General features: G+C 61.3%; 12 protein-coding genes. 5 read left to right on the top strand and 7 right to left on the bottom strand.

The features are described from left to right. Window positions 1–22: 22 nt before the first annotated feature. On the top strand, window positions 23–730 hold the full coding sequence (locus ABMC88_RS06705) for a TspO-related membrane protein (RefSeq protein WP_349576062.1): 708 nt from the start codon (window positions 23–25) through the stop codon (window positions 728–730). Window positions 731–783: 53 nt separating this feature from the next. Here the strand turns inward: ABMC88_RS06705 and der are convergent, their stop codons facing one another. The 3 genes from der to ABMC88_RS06690 form a co-directional block, all read right to left on the bottom strand. Beyond that, a complete protein-coding gene (der, locus tag ABMC88_RS06700; protein WP_349576061.1) occupies window positions 784–2,265 on the bottom strand; it encodes a ribosome biogenesis GTPase Der in 1,482 nt (493 codons plus the stop codon). 105 nt (window positions 2,266–2,370) lie between these two features. Further along, window positions 2,371–3,750: a PQQ-like beta-propeller repeat protein gene (locus ABMC88_RS06695; RefSeq protein WP_349576060.1), complete on the bottom strand. Its 1,380-nt coding sequence runs from the start codon at window positions 3,748–3,750 to the stop codon at window positions 2,371–2,373. Between the two features lie 77 nt (window positions 3,751–3,827). Next, a complete protein-coding gene (locus ABMC88_RS06690) occupies window positions 3,828–4,511 on the bottom strand; it encodes a hypothetical protein (protein ID WP_349576059.1) in 684 nt (227 codons plus the stop codon). Between the two features lie 251 nt (window positions 4,512–4,762). On the opposite strand from ABMC88_RS06690, the gene ABMC88_RS06685 reads away from it, so the two are divergent. From ABMC88_RS06685 to ABMC88_RS06675, 3 genes are all read left to right on the top strand, one after another. Continuing rightward, on the top strand, window positions 4,763–6,001 hold the full coding sequence (locus ABMC88_RS06685) for an efflux RND transporter periplasmic adaptor subunit (RefSeq protein ID WP_349576058.1): 1,239 nt from the start codon (window positions 4,763–4,765) through the stop codon (window positions 5,999–6,001). Further along, the gene (locus ABMC88_RS06680; protein WP_349576057.1) at window positions 5,998–9,828 is read left to right on the top strand and encodes an efflux RND transporter permease subunit; all 3,831 of its coding nucleotides are present in this window, start codon (window positions 5,998–6,000) and stop codon (window positions 9,826–9,828) included. The genes ABMC88_RS06685 and ABMC88_RS06680 overlap by 4 nt, the downstream gene beginning before the upstream one ends. Window positions 9,829–9,953: 125 nt before the next feature. Next, entirely contained in the window at window positions 9,954–10,412 is a 459-nt protein-coding gene (locus ABMC88_RS06675; RefSeq protein WP_439655577.1) for a DUF302 domain-containing protein, read from the top strand. Window positions 10,413–10,506: 94 nt separating this feature from the next. Here the strand turns inward: ABMC88_RS06675 and ABMC88_RS06670 are convergent, their stop codons facing one another. Both ABMC88_RS06670 and ABMC88_RS06665 read right to left on the bottom strand, forming a co-directional pair. Continuing rightward, window positions 10,507–12,378, bottom strand: a complete 1,872-nt coding sequence (locus tag ABMC88_RS06670) for an ABCB family ABC transporter ATP-binding protein/permease (protein WP_439655576.1) — start codon at window positions 12,376–12,378, stop codon at window positions 10,507–10,509. A 56-nt stretch (window positions 12,379–12,434) separates the two neighbouring features. Then, window positions 12,435–13,598 (bottom strand): LysM peptidoglycan-binding domain-containing protein, encoded by a 1,164-nt coding sequence (locus ABMC88_RS06665; RefSeq protein WP_349576056.1) that lies wholly within the window; start codon window positions 13,596–13,598, stop codon window positions 12,435–12,437. A 126-nt stretch (window positions 13,599–13,724) separates the two neighbouring features. On the opposite strand from ABMC88_RS06665, the gene ABMC88_RS06660 reads away from it, so the two are divergent. Then, entirely contained in the window at window positions 13,725–14,276 is a 552-nt protein-coding gene (locus ABMC88_RS06660) for an LOG family protein (RefSeq protein ID WP_349576055.1), read from the top strand. A 168-nt stretch (window positions 14,277–14,444) separates the two neighbouring features. On the opposite strand, the gene ABMC88_RS06655 is transcribed toward ABMC88_RS06660, so the two are convergent. Together ABMC88_RS06655 and ABMC88_RS06650 are read right to left on the bottom strand one after the other, a co-directional pair. Further along, window positions 14,445–15,044 (bottom strand): superoxide dismutase, encoded by a 600-nt coding sequence (locus tag ABMC88_RS06655; protein WP_349576054.1) that lies wholly within the window; start codon window positions 15,042–15,044, stop codon window positions 14,445–14,447. Between the two features lie 124 nt (window positions 15,045–15,168). Then, complete coding sequence (locus tag ABMC88_RS06650) at window positions 15,169–15,597, bottom strand: hypothetical protein (RefSeq protein ID WP_349576053.1); 429 nt, start codon at window positions 15,595–15,597, stop codon at window positions 15,169–15,171. Window positions 15,598–15,636: the final 39 nt, after the last annotated feature.

Genomic DNA, 15,636 nt, shown 5'->3' with positions numbered 1-15,636 from the left:
AGATTTGACCAGAAAGGTCCAGATGTCACGTCAAGCCACCGCCGTTCTCGCATGCATTTTAGCAATCCTCTTTGCCGCTTCGCCGCTTTTTGTGCCGGATTTTGGCGGCTTTGACGCCGACCAATTCCCTGTTCCGCAACAGGATCCTGCCGTGCAGCCTGCGGGCTATGCCTTTGCGATTTGGGGGGTGATCTATCTGTGGCTCATCGTAGGCTTGGGGTATGGCGCGTGGCAGCGCGGCGAGGATGGGGGCTGGCACGAGATGCGCAAGGCGCTGATCCCCTCGCTGGCCGTGGGCTGCGCGTGGTTGGCGGTTGCCGTGGCCAGCCCTGTCTATGCGTCAATCCTGATCTGGATCATGCTTGTCTCGGCGCTCGTTGCGCTGTTCCGCAGCCCGCGGGAGGACAAGTGGTTCGCCTCATGGCCGCTGGGCCTTTACGCAGGTTGGCTGAGTGCGGCATCCTGTGTATCGCTTGGACTGTTGGCCGCAGGATACGGGTATGTGGATGAAGGCACCGCAGCCTTGGGCGCAATTTTCCTCGCCTTGGTGATCGCCTCAGCGGTGCAAAGCCAGCTGGGCCGCGCGCCGACCTATGGCATCGCCGTGATATGGGCGCTGGTGGCGGTCGTTGTGCAGAACCTTGGCCAGAACACGACAGTCGCAGCCCTTGCGGCAGGCGGCGCACTGGCGCTGGCCCTTCCGACGTTCAAGGCCGCACGAAACGGCTGAGCGGGGCGGCGGAATTTTCAAAAATTCCGGGCCGTTTCCTGCAAAGGAAACGGTTACCTGCTGCCATCGTTGCGGTTGCTGCCGATATGTTTGCGCAGTTTGGACGGTGCCGCCTTCTTGCGCCCCTTATAGGGGTTCGCGTCAGACTGGCCGCGCATCCACAAACGGATCGGCGTGCCGGGCATGTCGAAATCAATCCGCAACCCGTTTACCAGATAGCGGCTATAGCTGTCTGGCACTTTGTCAGGGTGACTACACATCACCACAAAACCGGGCGGGCGGGTTTTGGCTTGGGTCATATAGCGCAGCTTGATGCGTTTGCCTTGGGGTGCGGGGGGCGGATGCGCCTCCAACATGCCCGACAGCCAGCGGTTCAGCTGCGCCGTGCTGACGCGGCGGTTCCACATCTCGTAGGCGCGCATGATCGCCTGGTGCAGACGGTCAAGGCCCCTGCCCGTCTTGGCCGACACGGTAATCAGCGGCGCACCTCGCAACTGCGGCAACAGCCGCTCGAAACTCTCTTTGAGTTCTTTGAGCTTGGCCTGACGGTCTTCTTCAATGTCCCATTTGTTCACGGCGACAACCACGGCGCGGCCTTCACGCTCGGCCAGATCGGCGATACGCAGGTCCTGCTGTTCAAACGGGATTTCGGCATCCAGCAGAACAACCACCACTTCCGCGAATTTCACCGCACGCAAGCCATCGCTGACGCTGAGCTTTTCCAGCTTTTCCTGCACCTTGGCCTTTTTGCGCATGCCCGCAGTGTCAAAAATCCGCATCGGCACAGGTTCGCTGTCAAAATCCGCCGCCCATTCGGTGGTAAGCGAGATCGCATCGCGGGTGATCCCCGCCTCTGGCCCCGTCAACAGACGGTCTTCTTTCAGAATCTGATTGATCAGCGTGGATTTACCCGCGTTCGGGCGGCCTACAACGGCCACTTGCAACGGGCGTGAACGGGTTGGCACGCGGACTTCGTCATCGTCTTCCTCGCCCACATCAACATCCACCTCTGGCGCGTCATCGCGGGCCTTTTCGGCATAGGCGTCGGCCAACGGCATCAAATGGGTATAGAGATCGTTCAAGCCTTCGCCGTGCTCGGCCGACAGGCGGATCGGCTCTCCAAGGCCCAGCGAATAGGCCTCAATCACGCCGGCATCGGCGGCTTTGCCCTCGGCCTTGTTGGCTGCCAGAATAACATGGGCCGAGCGTTTGCGCAGAATATCGGCGAATACCAGATCGGAGGGCGTGATCCCCACCCGCGCATCGACCATAAACAGGCAGATGTCGGCCATATCCACCGCACGCTCGGTCAGGCGGCGCATACGTCCCTGCAAACTGTCGTCGGTGACCTCTTCCAAGCCTGCCGTGTCAATCACGGTGAAACGCAGGTCGGCCAGCCGTGCCGCGCCTTCGCGCAAATCACGGGTCACGCCGGGTTGGTCATCGACCAAAGCCAGACGTTTGCCCACAAGGCGGTTGAACAGCGTGGATTTGCCCACATTGGGACGGCCCACAATGGCGAGGGTGAAGGACATGGTATGCTCCGAACGGGTCTAGACACGCGCCATAGCGCAAAGAAGCGCGGGGCGAAACCCCAACGCCCCGGCTTTAGAAGAACGCAGCGTTACAGGTCTGCGCCTTTAACGGTAGGCCAACAGCTGCCCCTTGGCCGAAACAACATACAGCGTGCGGCCCGCGATCACAGGTGCCGTTGTCGCCCCGCCGGGAATTTCAACCGAAGAGGCAAGCGCCCCGCTGGCTGGATCAAAGCTGCGCAGCACGCCGTCGCCCGAGGCGATGCGCACGCGGCCACCTGCCACAACGGGCGCATGGTGGGCCACTACGCGGCTTTGTTTCAAAGGCTTGCGTTCGGTAAAGTTCGGCAACGGCACGCTCCAGATCTTTGCGCCGTCGCTGGCATCAAGGCGGATCAGCTCGTTTACGTCGCTGATCGCAAATACGCTACCGCCCACAGGCCAAACAGCACCAATGGCGCCTTCACGCGCCGACCAGACCCGCGCCCCCGAGTTCACATCCAGCGCCGCAATACGCCCCGACTGGTTGCCCACATAGACGCGGTCACCCGACACGACAGGCGCCGAGGTCACATCAGACACGTTGCTGAGCGCGCGGCCTGCCCGTTTGCCCAGCACGGAGGCGTCCCAGCGGCTCAGCCCGCCTTGGCGGAACACGGCCTGCACTTCGCCCGAGCCGAAGGCAAAGATCGCCAGATCGGACGTCACCGCAGGGGCCGGAGCGCCCAGAACGTTTGTGGTGTCCTCCGAAGCCCCGACCTGCCACGCAACAGTGCCGTCTTTGCGGTTGATCGCCCAGCCGGTGTTGTCGCCAGACGTCAGATAGACCAGATCGCCCGACACAGTCGGCGTGCCTGAACCGCTGGCGTCCAATTGCTGTGTCCAGCGCACCTTGCCCGTGGCGGCCTCGACTGCGGCCAGCTCGCCGAAGCCGAGCGAGATATAGACAGTGCCGCGATCCTCTACCAGACCGCCGCCTGTCGCGTCGCCTTCTTGGTCGCGCGCGGGGCGCAGATCAACCTGCCACAGGGTTTCGCCCGCAGTGGAGGTGGCTGTCACGATGGACTGGCTATCAAGGGTAAAGACGCGCCCATTGGAGACAACGGGTGCGGCAGTGATGCGGAACTTGCGGCTGTCGCCGTTGCCGATGGGGGCCGACCACGCAAGCGCGGGTGATGCGGCCAAAGCAGGGTGGCTGACCCGCGCCGCAGGGCTGCCCGGAGTTTGCGCCCAATTGGCGTTGGCTTTTGCCCGGGGCAACGAAATTTTGGCTGTTCGGTTGCCCGCAAATTCCACCTGCCCTTGCACAATTCCGTCATCGCTTTGCAGGACCGAGCGTACATCTTCACGCACACCGGGCAGCACGACCTGAGGCTCGGTGCAGGCGGTCAGCGCGGTGATGCCGCCCAGCAGGGCCAGAACCATGCCGTTGCGTGGTGCAAAGTTTTTGGCCGTGCGGCGCTTTGAAAAGCTGTGTTGTGTCATTGCCTGCTCACTCCGGTCTGCGTGATGCCCTGTTTGCGGTATCCCGTTGATACATGCAAACCGCGCCCGCGACATCCTTATCCGTTACTTTCAGTGATGAGGCCCGACGTCAGATCAGGCTCCCCGCCCAAGGCTACAATCACCTGCAATGCGCGTTGTTGCAAGTCTGGCGTGACGCCTGCATCATTCAGCACCGCCTGATAGGTTGCAATCGCAGCCTCGGTGTCGCCCTGCTGGATCGCAATCAGCGCCAATTGCTCTTGGGCCAGCAGGCCCAATGGGCCACCCACAGCGGCCAAAGCCTCGAAACCCTGCTTGCGTGTGTCGGCGTCCATCGTTTCGGCCTGAAGGGTCAGCGCCTTGAAGCTGGCGATCTGGCGGTAAACCTGCGGAATATCCCCGTTCACCGAAACCTCGTTGAGGGTGGCGATCGCGCCGTCCAGATCATCCGCCGAAAGTTGCTCGGACGCGGTCAGCATCGACAAAACGGCGTCTGCTTGCGCACTGCCGCCTTCAATCCCTTGCAGCGCCGTGGCACGCACTGCGGCATCATCGCTGTCCAAAGCGGCAAGAACGGCATCGCCCAAACCTTCGGCCTGTGCGCGGGCCTGCGCCTTGCGGTATTCCGAAAACGCGGCCCCACCTACGATCAAAAGCACTGCCAAGACAGCGATCCAGCCATATTTCTTGAGCTTCGCCATCATCTGATCGCGACGCAGCTCTTCGGTGACTTCTTCGATAAATCCGTCGCTATTGCTCATCCGCGCGTGACCTTTAACAAATCTGTTTTGCCTCTCTTAACGAAGCTACAGGACCAAGCCAAGACCGAAGCGAACCACGCCCGCACTATTGCCCAGCGGCGCGGGGCCGCAAAATTCGGTCTATCAGGCGCAAAAAACCCCGATCTGAACTAGTCGGTTTACGTTCCATGCAGTACACAGCCTCCATCTGCAGGCGCGCGCGGAGCCCTATGCCGCCAACTCTCCTGCTGCTGAATATATGAGGCATCCACATGCGTTTCTTCCCCCTCCTCGCGGCCGCCATCCTTGCTGGCCTCATGTACCTGGCCATTTTCGAGCGGCCCAGCCTGATGGCATTTTTCGGTAGTGACGCAGAAGAGGCCGAGGAAACGGCAACGCCGGATCAGGCGGCTTCTGCCGTTCCGGAAAGCACGCAGTTGGTGCGGGTGGTGGTCAAAACGCTCACCGCGCAGCAAATCGACAGCGCGGTGGTCCTGCGCGGACAAACCTCTGCGGCGCGGCAGGTTGATGTCCGCGCCGAGACATCGGCCGTTGTCGTGTCAGAGCCGCTGCGCAAGGGGGCCTCGATCACGCAGGGGCAGGAAATGTGCCGTCTGGACGAAGGCACGCGGCAGGCCGCATTGGCTCAGGCGCAGGCGCAACTCTCCGAGGCGCAATCACGCGTCCCTGAATCAGAATCCCGCGTGCTGGAGGCGCAGGCCCGTCTGGACGAGGCATTGATTAACCAGAACGCCTCGTCGCGGCTGAATGCCGACGGCTTTGCCTCGACCACGCGGTTGGCCAGTGCCGATGCCGCCGTGGCCGCCGCCCAAGCAAGCGTCAGCACCGCCCAGTCGGGCCTGCGGGCTGCGAAGTCAGGGATTGAAGCTGCCCAAGCCGCCGTAGCAGGGGCCCAGACCGAACTGGGCCGTCTGGTCATCAAAGCGCCCTTCAGCGGCCTGTTGGAAAGCGACACAGCCGAGCTGGGCACGCTACTGCAACCCGGTGCGCTGTGCGGCACGATCATCCAGCTTGATCCCGTCAAACTGGTTGGCTATCTGCCCGAAACCGAGGTTAACCGCGTGACGATTGGTGCGCAGGCTGGTGCGCGACTGGCCGCAGGCGGCAACGAAGTGCGCGGCAAGGTGACCTTTATCTCGCGCTCTGCCGATCCGCAGACACGCACCTTCCTGACCGAAATCGAAGTCCCCAACCCCGATCTGGCCATTCGTGACGGGCAGACGGCGGAAATCCTGATCGCCTCTGCCGGAGCGGATGCGCATCTGGTCCCGCAAAGCGCGCTGACGCTGAATGCCGAAGGCACCATCGGCCTGCGCACGGTGGACGCAACCAACACCGTACAGTTCCAAGCGGTCAAAATCGTGCGCGACACGGTCGACGGCATCTGGGTCACGGGCCTGCCCGCGCAGGCGGATGTGATCGTCGTGGGACAGGAATACGTAATTGAAGGCGTGCAGGTCGCGCCGACCCCGTGGGAGGCAACCCAATGACGGGTATCGTCGACTGGGCCGCCTCGCGCGCCCGCATGGTGCTGGCCTTCATTCTGCTGAGCCTCGTCGTGGGCGCCTTTGCCTATACCACCCTACCCAAAGAGGGTGAGCCGGACATCGAAATCCCCGCGCTGTTTGTGTCCGTCCCCTTCCCCGGCATTTCGGCCGCGGATTCCGAGACTCTGCTGCTCAAACCCATGGAAACCGAGCTGAGCGATCTGGACGGTTTGAAAACCATGACAGGCACGGCGGCCGAGAACTATGCGGGCCTTGCGCTTGAGTTCGAATTCGGCTGGGACAAGACCTCGATCATTGCGGATGTGCGCGATGCGATGGGCACGGCGGAAGCGCTGTTTCCCGACGGGGCCGAGACCTATTCCATCAACGAGATCAACTTTTCCGAATTCCCGATCATCATCGTCAACCTAACAGGCCCCGTGCCAGAGCGCACGATGGCACGCTATGCCAAGCAGCTTCAGGACGATCTGGAAGGCATGGACGCGGTGCTGGAGGCGGGCATTGCAGGCAACCGCGACGAGATGCTGGAGGTGCTGATCGACCCGCTCAAGCTGGAGGCCTATAACGTCACCGCGAACGAGCTGATCAGCACGGTCCAAAACAACAACCAGCTGATTGCCGCGGGCGAAATCGAAAACGCCAATGGGGCATTCTCGGTCAAAATCCCGTCAAGCTTTGACGAGCCGCGCGATGTTTATAACCTGCCCGTAAAAACCAATGGCGACCGTGTGGTCACTTTGGGCGATCTGGCAGATATTCACCTCACATTCGAAGACCGCCTTGGCACCGCCCGTTTCGACGGCGAATCCTCGGTCGCGTTGCAGGTGGTGAAACGCAAAGGTTTCAACCTGATCGACACCGCCACCGCGGTAAAGGAGATGGTCGCGCAGCGCAGCGCCAACTGGCCCGAAGAGCTGCGCACAGCCGTCGAAGTCGGCACCTCCAACGACCAAAGCCGCGTTGTGGACAGCATGGTGCAACAGCTTTTGGGATCTGTCTTTACGGCGATTGCGCTGGTGATGATTGTGGTGCTGGCAGCCCTTGGTATTCGTGCGGCGTTGCTGGTGGGGTTTGCGATCCCGACATCGTTCCTTTTGTGTTTCGCTTTCTTGGCGCTAATGGGAATTTCGATTTCGAACATTGTGATGTTCGGCCTGATCTTGGCCGTGGGGATGCTGGTGGACAGTGCGATTGTGGTGGTCGAATACGCCGACCAACAACAGCAAAAGGGCAAAGCCCCGATGGAGGCTTATGTCGACGCGGCCAAGCGGATGTTCTGGCCTGTAATCTCGTCCACCGCGACAACGCTTTGCGCGTTTCTGCCGATGCTCTTCTGGCCCGGCGTGCCGGGGCAATTCATGGGAATGTTGCCTGTGACACTGATCTTTGTGCTGTCTGCCTCGCTGGTTGTGGCGCTGGTCTATTTGCCCGTTATGGGCGGCGTAACCGGCACGCTTGAGCAGTGGATGGCCTCCAACATGGAGCGGATCGCCTCGCTGCCGTGGTATCTGCACCTGTTGCTGTTCCCTGCCGCTTTTGTAATGATCTTTCCCGCGATAGCCTTGCTGGCGCCTGCGGGCGCTGGCCAATCAGGGCTGATCTTTGGGTGGATCGGGGCGCAATTTGCAGGCATGGACGGGCTTGACCTGCTCACCTCTGTGATCCCGACATTCGCAGTTGTCTTTGGGCTGGTGATGGTGGCGGTGGCTGTGCTGCTGGTGGCGTTGGGTGGTTTCATGCTGTTCCTGCTAACGCTGTTTGCCGTGCTGACGCGCATGGGCAAATGGGGCCGCTGGATCGCGGCGCGGCTGTTCCGCCGTCAGCCCGACCGCATCAACGCAGGCTACAAACGCTCGTTCTTCGGGCATATGATCGAGGCGATCACGGGCAACCCCGTCATGCCCTTGGTCATGTGCGGCATCGTCTTTGTCTTTGTCGGCACCACGCTGATCTTCTTTGGCAACAACTCCAAAGGCGTCGAATTCTTTGTGGAATCCGAACCCGAGCAGGCCATCGTCTATGTGCTGGCCCGCGGGAACATGTCGCTGAGCGAAAAGGACGATCTGCTGCGTCAGGCCGAACAGGTCGTACTGGACCACCCCGGCATCGCCACGGCATTCGCCTTTGCGGGCGAAGGCGGGCTGGACAGCAACACGGGCGGCTCTCAGGCCCCCAAAGACCTTGTCGGCCAAGTCCAGTTCGAGACGATCCCGTGGGAAGAACGCGCCCTGCGCCCCGAACTGGACGGGGATATCGTCATCGCAGAGCTGACCGAGGACCTCGCCGCGATCCCCGGCATCCAGATCGAGGTCTTGTCGCTGGACCGTGGCCCTGCCTCGGGCAAGCCTGTGCATCTGCGCCTCAAAGCCGACCGGTTTGACGATCTGGTTGCCGCGACAGCGCAGGCGCGATCCTATTTCAACGCCGTGCCGGGCCTGACCCTGATCGAAGACACGCGCCCCCTGCCCGGCATCGACTGGCAGATCGACGTGGATGTGGAAAAAGCAGGCCGCTACGGCGCGGATGTCCTCAGCGTGGGGGCGATGGTGCAACTGGTCACGCGCGGGCTGTTGCTGGATACCATGCGGGTCGACACCTCGGACGAAGAGATCGAGATCCGCGTGCGCCTGCCCGAAAAGGACCGCCTGCTCAGCACGCTTGATACGCTCAAGGTGCGCACGCCCGACGGGCTAATCCCGCTGAGCAATTTCATCACCCGCACTCCCGTCCCGAAACTGGCCGAGATCAACCGCATTGACCAGAAGCGCTATATGGACGTGAAGGCCGATGTGACACCGGGCCTGATGAAGATCGTCGCCGCCACCCGCGCGGGCGAAGACGCGGCCGAGGCGCCCACCCTCGCCACCCTGCGCCCTGCGGGGGGTGATGCCGATTTCACCACGATCGAAGGCGACAAATTCAAGGTCACAGACCGCACCGAAGCGGGACGCGACATCGATCTGCAAGCGGGCTACGACAGGCTGGAGCTGCGGCTGGTCCCCGTCAACGCGAACGAGCGGATTGCAGAGATTACCAAATGGCTCGACACCTCCCCCCTGCCCGATGATGTCACCTTCGAATGGACGGGCGATCAGGAAGATCAGGCCGAAAGCCAGGCCTTCCTCAGCTCGGCCTTCACGGCGGCACTGGGGCTGATGTTCATCATCCTGCTGGCACAGTTCAACTCTTTCTATAACGCAGTGCTGGTGCTGGTTGCGGTGGTGCTGTCGACCACAGGAGTTCTGATCGGGATGCTGGTGATGGACCAGACGTTCAGCATTATTATGACAGGCACAGGGATTGTCGCGCTGGCGGGCATTGTGGTGAACAACAACATCATCCTGATCGACACCTATCAGGAGTTCAGCCAGTACATGCCGCGGATCGAGGCGATCATCCGCACCGCCCAAGCGCGCATTCGGCCTGTGCTGCTCACCACGATCACCACAATGGCGGGGCTTGCGCCGATGATGTTCGGCCTATCGCTCGACTTTGCCGAGGGTGGATACACCATCGACAGCCCCACGGCGCTGTGGTGGAAGCAGCTGGCAACGGCGGTGGTCTTTGGCCTTGGCGTGGCGACGGTGCTGACGCTGATGGTGACGCCCTCGCTGCTGGCGATCCGCGTCTGGGCCAGCACATATGCCCACTGGATTGCCCGCCTGCTGGCGCGTATGTCGATGGGTCGCGCCAGCCGTGCCGCCCGCGACTGGGCCCTGCAACGCGACGCCAAACGCGCCCCCGCGAACGAGCTGATCTGGAGCGACGACAGCTTTGAGCCCGCAACCCGGGTCAAGCCCGCCGAATAGCTACGGCCAAGCCTGAGCGGTTATTCAATTTGCGGTTGTTCACTTTATTGTGACAGATCCCCCCTCGCACGGCCTGTGTGAAGGGGGGTATCGTTCGATCTCCCGAACCTCAAAAGGAACACCCGATGCGTAACGCTTTGAAACCGCTGATGGCGGCTGCCGCCCTGACGCTTGCCGTGACTGGGGCACAGGCCGAAATGGTCCACAAAACCAGCCCCCACAGTGTCGCCGCAACCATGGACCGCTTGCAGGCCGCCGTAACGGGCGCAGGCGCCACAGTCTTTGCCCGCGTCGATCACGCAGCAGGCGCAACAAAAGCCGAGATGGATTTGCGTCCCACGCAGCTGTTGATTTTTGGCAACCCAAAGCTGGGCACCCCCGCCATGCTGGACGCACAGACCGCGGGGCTTGATCTGCCGTTGCGCGTGCTGGCCTATGCCGATGACAAAGGCGTGGTCCACGTGACCTATCACAGCCCCGCCACACTGGCCGAAACCCACGGCCTGCCAAAGGACGCAAAATACATCAAGATGATGACCGGCGCTTTGGACAAGCTCACCGGTAAGGCGATCGCAGCAGAGTAAATCCTGCCGCCTCCTGAGGACTGACCGAAAGACAGGCGCGCGCAAAATATGGCGTCAGGCCCTTGGGCCTGACATTTGCTTCAAGACTGGTTGGTTACTCTTCGTTTTGCTGACGATGCCACAGCTGGGCATACCGCCCGTCTTGCGCGATCAACGCCTCATGGGTGCCTTGCTCGACCACATGACCTTGCTCCAGCACGATGATCTGGTCCGCTTCCGCGATGGTGCTGAGGCGGTGCGCAATGGTCACAACCGTGCGCCCCTTGCCTGCACGGCGCAGCGCATCCTGAATCTCGTGCTCTGTCTCACTGTCCAGCGCACTTGTCGCCTCGTCCAGCAACAGGATCGGCGGATCTTTCAGAAGCGTACGCGCAATGCCCACCCGCTGCTTTTCACCGCCCGACAGCTTCAGCCCACGCTCGCCCACCGAGGTGTCGTAGCCTTCGGGTAGGCTGGTTATAAAGTCGTGGATTTGCGCCGCCCGCGCGGCCTCTTCGATCTGGGCTTGGGTCGCGCCATCGCGCCCGTAGGCGATGTTATAGCCGATGGTGTCGTTGAACAGCACCGTGTCCTGCGGCACCACGCCAATCTGGCGATGCAGCGAGTTTTGCGTCACATCGCGCACGTCTTGCCCGTCGATGCTCAGGCTACCGCCCTGCACATCATAGAACCGGAACAACAGCCGCCCGATGGTCGATTTGCCCGATCCGGTCGAGCCGACAATGGCCACCATTTGCCCGGGCTCTGCCGTCAGGTTCACGCCTTTCAGGATCTGGCGGTCATCGTTATAGCCGAACTCAACGTCTTTCAATTCAATCCGCCCGCCCGACACCTTCAACATCGGCGCATCGGGCTTGTCTGTAATCTCGGCGGGCTGTTCCAGCAGATCAAACATCTGCCCCATGTCCACCAACGCCTGCCTGATCTCGCGGTAGACCGTGCCAAGGAAATTCAGCGGCACGGTGATCTGGATCATATAGGCGTTCACCATCACAAATTCGCCCACCGTCAGCGTGCCGTCCTGCACGCCATAAGCCGCCATGACCATCACGGCCACCAGCCCTGCGGTGATGATCACCGCCTGACCAAAGTTCAGCGCAGCAAGCGAGTAATTCGTCTTGATCGCCGCTTCTTCGTATTTCTCCATCGCGCTGTCATAGCGACCTGCCTCGCGGGCCTCGGCCCCGAAGTATTTCACCGTCTCATAGTTCAGCAGGCTGTCGATGGCTTTCTGGTTGGCGTCGGTGTCTTGATCATTCATCTGGCGGCGCAATTTCACGCGCCATTCGGTCACGGCAAAGGTGAACCAGACGTAAAACGCGATGGTGACGGCCACCACGCCCATATAGCTGGCATCGAACTGGATCGTGAGGATGATCCCGATCAACAGCAGCTCCAAAATCAGCGGTCCGATGCTGAATAGCAAAAACCGCAGCAGGAATTCGACGCCCTTCACGCCACGCTCGATGATCCGGCTGAGGCCGCCGGTCTTGCGCGTCATGTGGTAGCGCATGGAAAGGCGGTGGATGTGGTTGAACGTCTCAAGCGCCAGCATCCGCAAAGCGCGCTGTGCCACCCGCGCAAAGATCGCATCGCGCAGCTGTTGGAAACCGACGCCCATCAGCCGCGCCATGCCGTAAGCGACAGTCAGGCCAACGGCCCCCAGCGCCAGCATCGGCACGCCCTCACCCGCCAGCGCGTCGACGGCACCGCGGTAAAACTGCGGCGTGGCGACAATTACCAGCTTCGAGACGACAAGCGCCAGCATCGCCCAGATCACCCGCTTGCGCACCCACGGCATATCCGCAGGCCACAGATAGGGTGCCACCTTGCGCAGCACGCGCAGGGACGACTGGCGTTCTTGCTCGGTGGCGATTTCTTCTTCGGTCATGGCCGGTTTGGCCTGTGCCGTTCTAGATGTGTTTGGGGCGGCTTGGTCTTTGGAGGCGGGTGTATCGCGGGTCATGTAGGTTCCTATGCAGTCACCCGACTACATAGGTCTCTTTGCCCCCAAGGGCCACCTTAGTTCGGCAAATCGAATATCTGACCAGGATAGATCAGATCGGGATTGCGGATGCTGTCCGCGTTCGCCTCGAACACCCGCACGAACAACGTGCCGTCGCCGTACCGTTCACGCGCAATAGCCCACAGCGTGGCACCCGTTTGCACGGTGATGGATTTCACAGGGCCGTCTTGCACAGCACTGGCCTGCGCCAGCACTTCGGCAGATTCGCGTTTAAAGGGCGTCTCGACGCGGCTGCTTACGGTGCCTTCCGCGCTGACCTCGTCCACGCGCAGGGTATAAATCCCCTCGTCCACATTCGGCAGATCGCCGCGCCAGCGGCCATCGTCATCCACCGAGAGCGTCACAACCGAGCGATTATCAAGATAGACCCGCACCCGCGCCGTATCCGCCTGCGCCCGCCCCGACAGCTGCACAGCGCCCAGATCGGAATAGCCGATGGTATCCAGCGCAATCGCCGTCATCGCCTGCGGCCTTGCCGCCTGCAACAGTTGCACCCCGCTGGCGTCGGATTTCAACACAGCCACAGGTGCAGGAGTGGTCTCGGTCTGCGCCACAGGCTCGCCATCGGTTGGCGCAGCCGGCAATTCGGTATCGGCCTGAGCCAGCGCATCCGTTCGCGTTGGCGCGGCGGGCGCCTGCGTATCTGCCTGAGCTTCGTCTTCAGGCGCGGGCTGTACGGGTTGTGCCGCAGGGGCAAGGATGATCTCATCCAACGAGGCGGTCTTCTCCTCTCCGCTGCTGGCGGACAGGCTGACCACTTGCGCAGCCGCAGTCGGGGCCAGCACCGCAATGGCCGCGAACCCGCCGCTCCCGTCTGCTTTGGCAGTGGCGACCTGCTCTCCGTCCAGCAAGATGGCCACATCGCTGAGCGGCTCGGCACGGCCCGCGATGATGGTTGTGCCATCCGCCTCACGGCGCAATTCGTCGAAACTGGGGGCAAGGGGGGCGGATGGCTCCGCGCTTGCCAGCTGGTCTGCGTCGACTGTCTGGGCGCTGGAGCTGTCTTGTTGTGCGGTGGGCGCTGGGGCCGCGTCGCTGTCGGGCGTGCGCATCGGCGTGCCGAACCCGATATAGGCGCCAAGAGCCAAAGCCACGCACATGCCCCCACCCGCAAGAACCGCGCCTGCGTTGCCCCCTAAAGCTGCCGATAATTTGGTCATTCATTCGCGCCTTTGTGCCTTGCGCGTTTTCCACGCGTTGAGGCTTTGTACCGCGCAGGGTAGGATCGGTCAAAGCCGCAGGTCGGCTTATGCCATTTTCGTGAAAACCGATGCAAAGGGTCCCCCATGTCTGTGAAATCAATCTGTGTCTTCTGCGGCTCGCGCGCCGGCGACACGCCCGCCTTTACCACTGTGGCCGAAACCATGGGCCAAGGCATTGCCGCACGCGGCTGGCGGCTGGTCTACGGCGCGGGTGATGTGGGGCTGATGGGCAGTGTCGCCCGCAGCGCCCAAGCCGCAGGCGGCGATACGTTTGGCGTAATCCCCCAGCATCTGGTGGACTGGGAAGTCGGCAAGACCGACCTGACCACCTACATCGTCACCGAAACCATGCACGAGCGTAAGAAGGTCATGGTCATGAATGCGGACGCCTTTGTGGTGCTGCCCGGTGGCGCAGGGTCGCTGGATGAGCTGTTCGAGGTTCTGACATGGCGGCAATTGGACCTGCATGAAAAGCCGATTTACGTCGTGAATACAGATGGCTACTGGGACCCGCTCATGCAGTTGATGAAGAACATCACAGGGCGCGGGTTTGCCGATGACAGCTTGCTTGAGTTTGTGACATGGGTCGAGGACGCCGATGCGGCGCTGGAGGGCTTGGCGCAGGTTCTAGCCTGACCGGTCGCGCAGGTTTCATAAAAAAAGCCCCGCAGCGATATGCTTGCGGGGCTTTCCGTTTCTAAGGTTAAGAAACCTAGGGCTTCCATGCGGGAGGCAACGTTGTCCCAGTTCACCCAGCGTATGGCGAAGCCATGCGCAAGGTCACTGGGAGAGCTGCGCTTGCTATTACATGCGGGACGCGACGTTGTCCCAGTTGACAAGATTGTCGAGGAAGTTGGTCAGGTAGTCGGGGCGCGCATTGCGGAAGTCGATGTAATAGGAATGCTCCCACACGTCACAGCCCAGCAGCGCGGTCTGGCCAAAGCACAGCGGGTTTACGCCGTTCTCGGTCTTGGTGACCTTCAGGCCGCCGTCAGTGTCCTTCACCAACCACGCCCAGCCCGAGCCGAACTGGCCCGCGCCTGCGGCTTTGAACTCGTCCTTGAACTTGTCGACCGAGCCAAAGCTCTCGACCAGTGCCTTTTCCAGCTCGGAGGGCATGGCGGATTTGTTCGGGCCCATCATTTCCCAGAACTGGTTGTGGTTCCACAGCTGGGAGATGTTGTTGAAGATACCGCTTTGCGCAACAGCTGTGCCGTCATAGGTGCCTTTGATGATCTCTTCGAGAGATTTGCCGGCCCATTCCGTGCCTTCGATCGCTTTGTTGCCGTTCACGACATAGGCGTTGTGGTGCTTGTCATGGTGGAATTCCAGCGTCTCGGCGCTCATGCCGTGGGCGGCAAGGGCATCGTGGGCATAGGGAAGATCGGGAAGTTCAAAAGCCATAATATGGGCCTCCTGTTAACGGGATTTCTATCCCGCTAAATGGAGGGCGTTTTGGCCTCGCGTCAAGGCGATACCATAAGATGAATGCCCTTTAGCCCTGTTCCCGCCGATATGCTGTACAAATTCAGCCCGTTCTTTTCTTGCAGCTCCCCCCGCTGCGCAGCCCTTTGTCATAGCCATGCGGGATGGCCGTCAGATCGACCTTGCCCGACTTTTTGCCGATCGAGGCGCGGTAATCAAAGTCGGCAAAGCTGGTGCCGTTGTCCGCCTTTGCCCCTTTCACGGTCCATTTCACAACCGCACGGCTGGCGTTATTGCGCAATACCGTGCCCTTGATCGGCCCCCCTGCAAAATGCAGGATAACCGCGTCCACAGCCTTAACAGAGCCGTCCTTCGCAAAGATCAGCGCAATCTTGGGCGAAATCCAGCCTTGGCTGCGCGATGCGTCTGCCATGTCGCATTCATACATGAACGCCTCGGCCGATACGGCGGGCGTGGCCCCTAAGGCAAGCGCCACACAAGCGGCAAAAATTCTCGATTTAGAGCGGCGCATAGGTTGGGTTCCTTAAAGTCGAAGTTCCCCCAACCTATC

Source organism: Sulfitobacter aquimarinus (genome assembly GCF_040149565.1).
Lineage (GTDB): Bacteria > Pseudomonadota > Alphaproteobacteria > Rhodobacterales > Rhodobacteraceae > Sulfitobacter > Sulfitobacter aquimarinus.
Note: the sequence above shows the minus strand (reverse complement) of the source record. Positions and strands in the feature narration are given on the sequence as shown.

Excerpts from the sequence above, each read along its gene's own strand:
- ABMC88_RS06705 (WP_349576062.1), top strand. The coding sequence starts at position 23 with ATGTCACGTCAAGCCACCGCCGTTCTCGCATGCATTTTAGCAATCCTC.
- ABMC88_RS06685 (WP_349576058.1), top strand. The coding sequence starts at position 4,763 with ATGCGTTTCTTCCCCCTCCTCGCGGCCGCCATCCTTGCTGGCCTCATG.
- ABMC88_RS06655 (WP_349576054.1), bottom strand. The coding sequence starts at position 15,044 with ATGGCTTTTGAACTTCCCGATCTTCCCTATGCCCACGATGCCCTTGCC.
- ABMC88_RS06670 (WP_439655576.1), bottom strand. The coding sequence starts at position 12,378 with ATGACCCGCGATACACCCGCCTCCAAAGACCAAGCCGCCCCAAACACA.
- ABMC88_RS06665 (WP_349576056.1), bottom strand. The coding sequence starts at position 13,598 with ATGACCAAATTATCGGCAGCTTTAGGGGGCAACGCAGGCGCGGTTCTT.
- ABMC88_RS06675 (WP_439655577.1), top strand. The coding sequence starts at position 9,954 with ATGCGTAACGCTTTGAAACCGCTGATGGCGGCTGCCGCCCTGACGCTT.
- ABMC88_RS06690 (WP_349576059.1), bottom strand. The coding sequence starts at position 4,511 with ATGAGCAATAGCGACGGATTTATCGAAGAAGTCACCGAAGAGCTGCGT.
- ABMC88_RS06660 (WP_349576055.1), top strand. The coding sequence starts at position 13,725 with ATGTCTGTGAAATCAATCTGTGTCTTCTGCGGCTCGCGCGCCGGCGAC.
- ABMC88_RS06680 (WP_349576057.1), top strand. The coding sequence starts at position 5,998 with ATGACGGGTATCGTCGACTGGGCCGCCTCGCGCGCCCGCATGGTGCTG.
- ABMC88_RS06650 (WP_349576053.1), bottom strand. The coding sequence starts at position 15,597 with ATGCGCCGCTCTAAATCGAGAATTTTTGCCGCTTGTGTGGCGCTTGCC.
- ABMC88_RS06695 (WP_349576060.1), bottom strand. The coding sequence starts at position 3,750 with ATGACACAACACAGCTTTTCAAAGCGCCGCACGGCCAAAAACTTTGCA.
- der (WP_349576061.1), bottom strand. The coding sequence starts at position 2,265 with ATGTCCTTCACCCTCGCCATTGTGGGCCGTCCCAATGTGGGCAAATCC.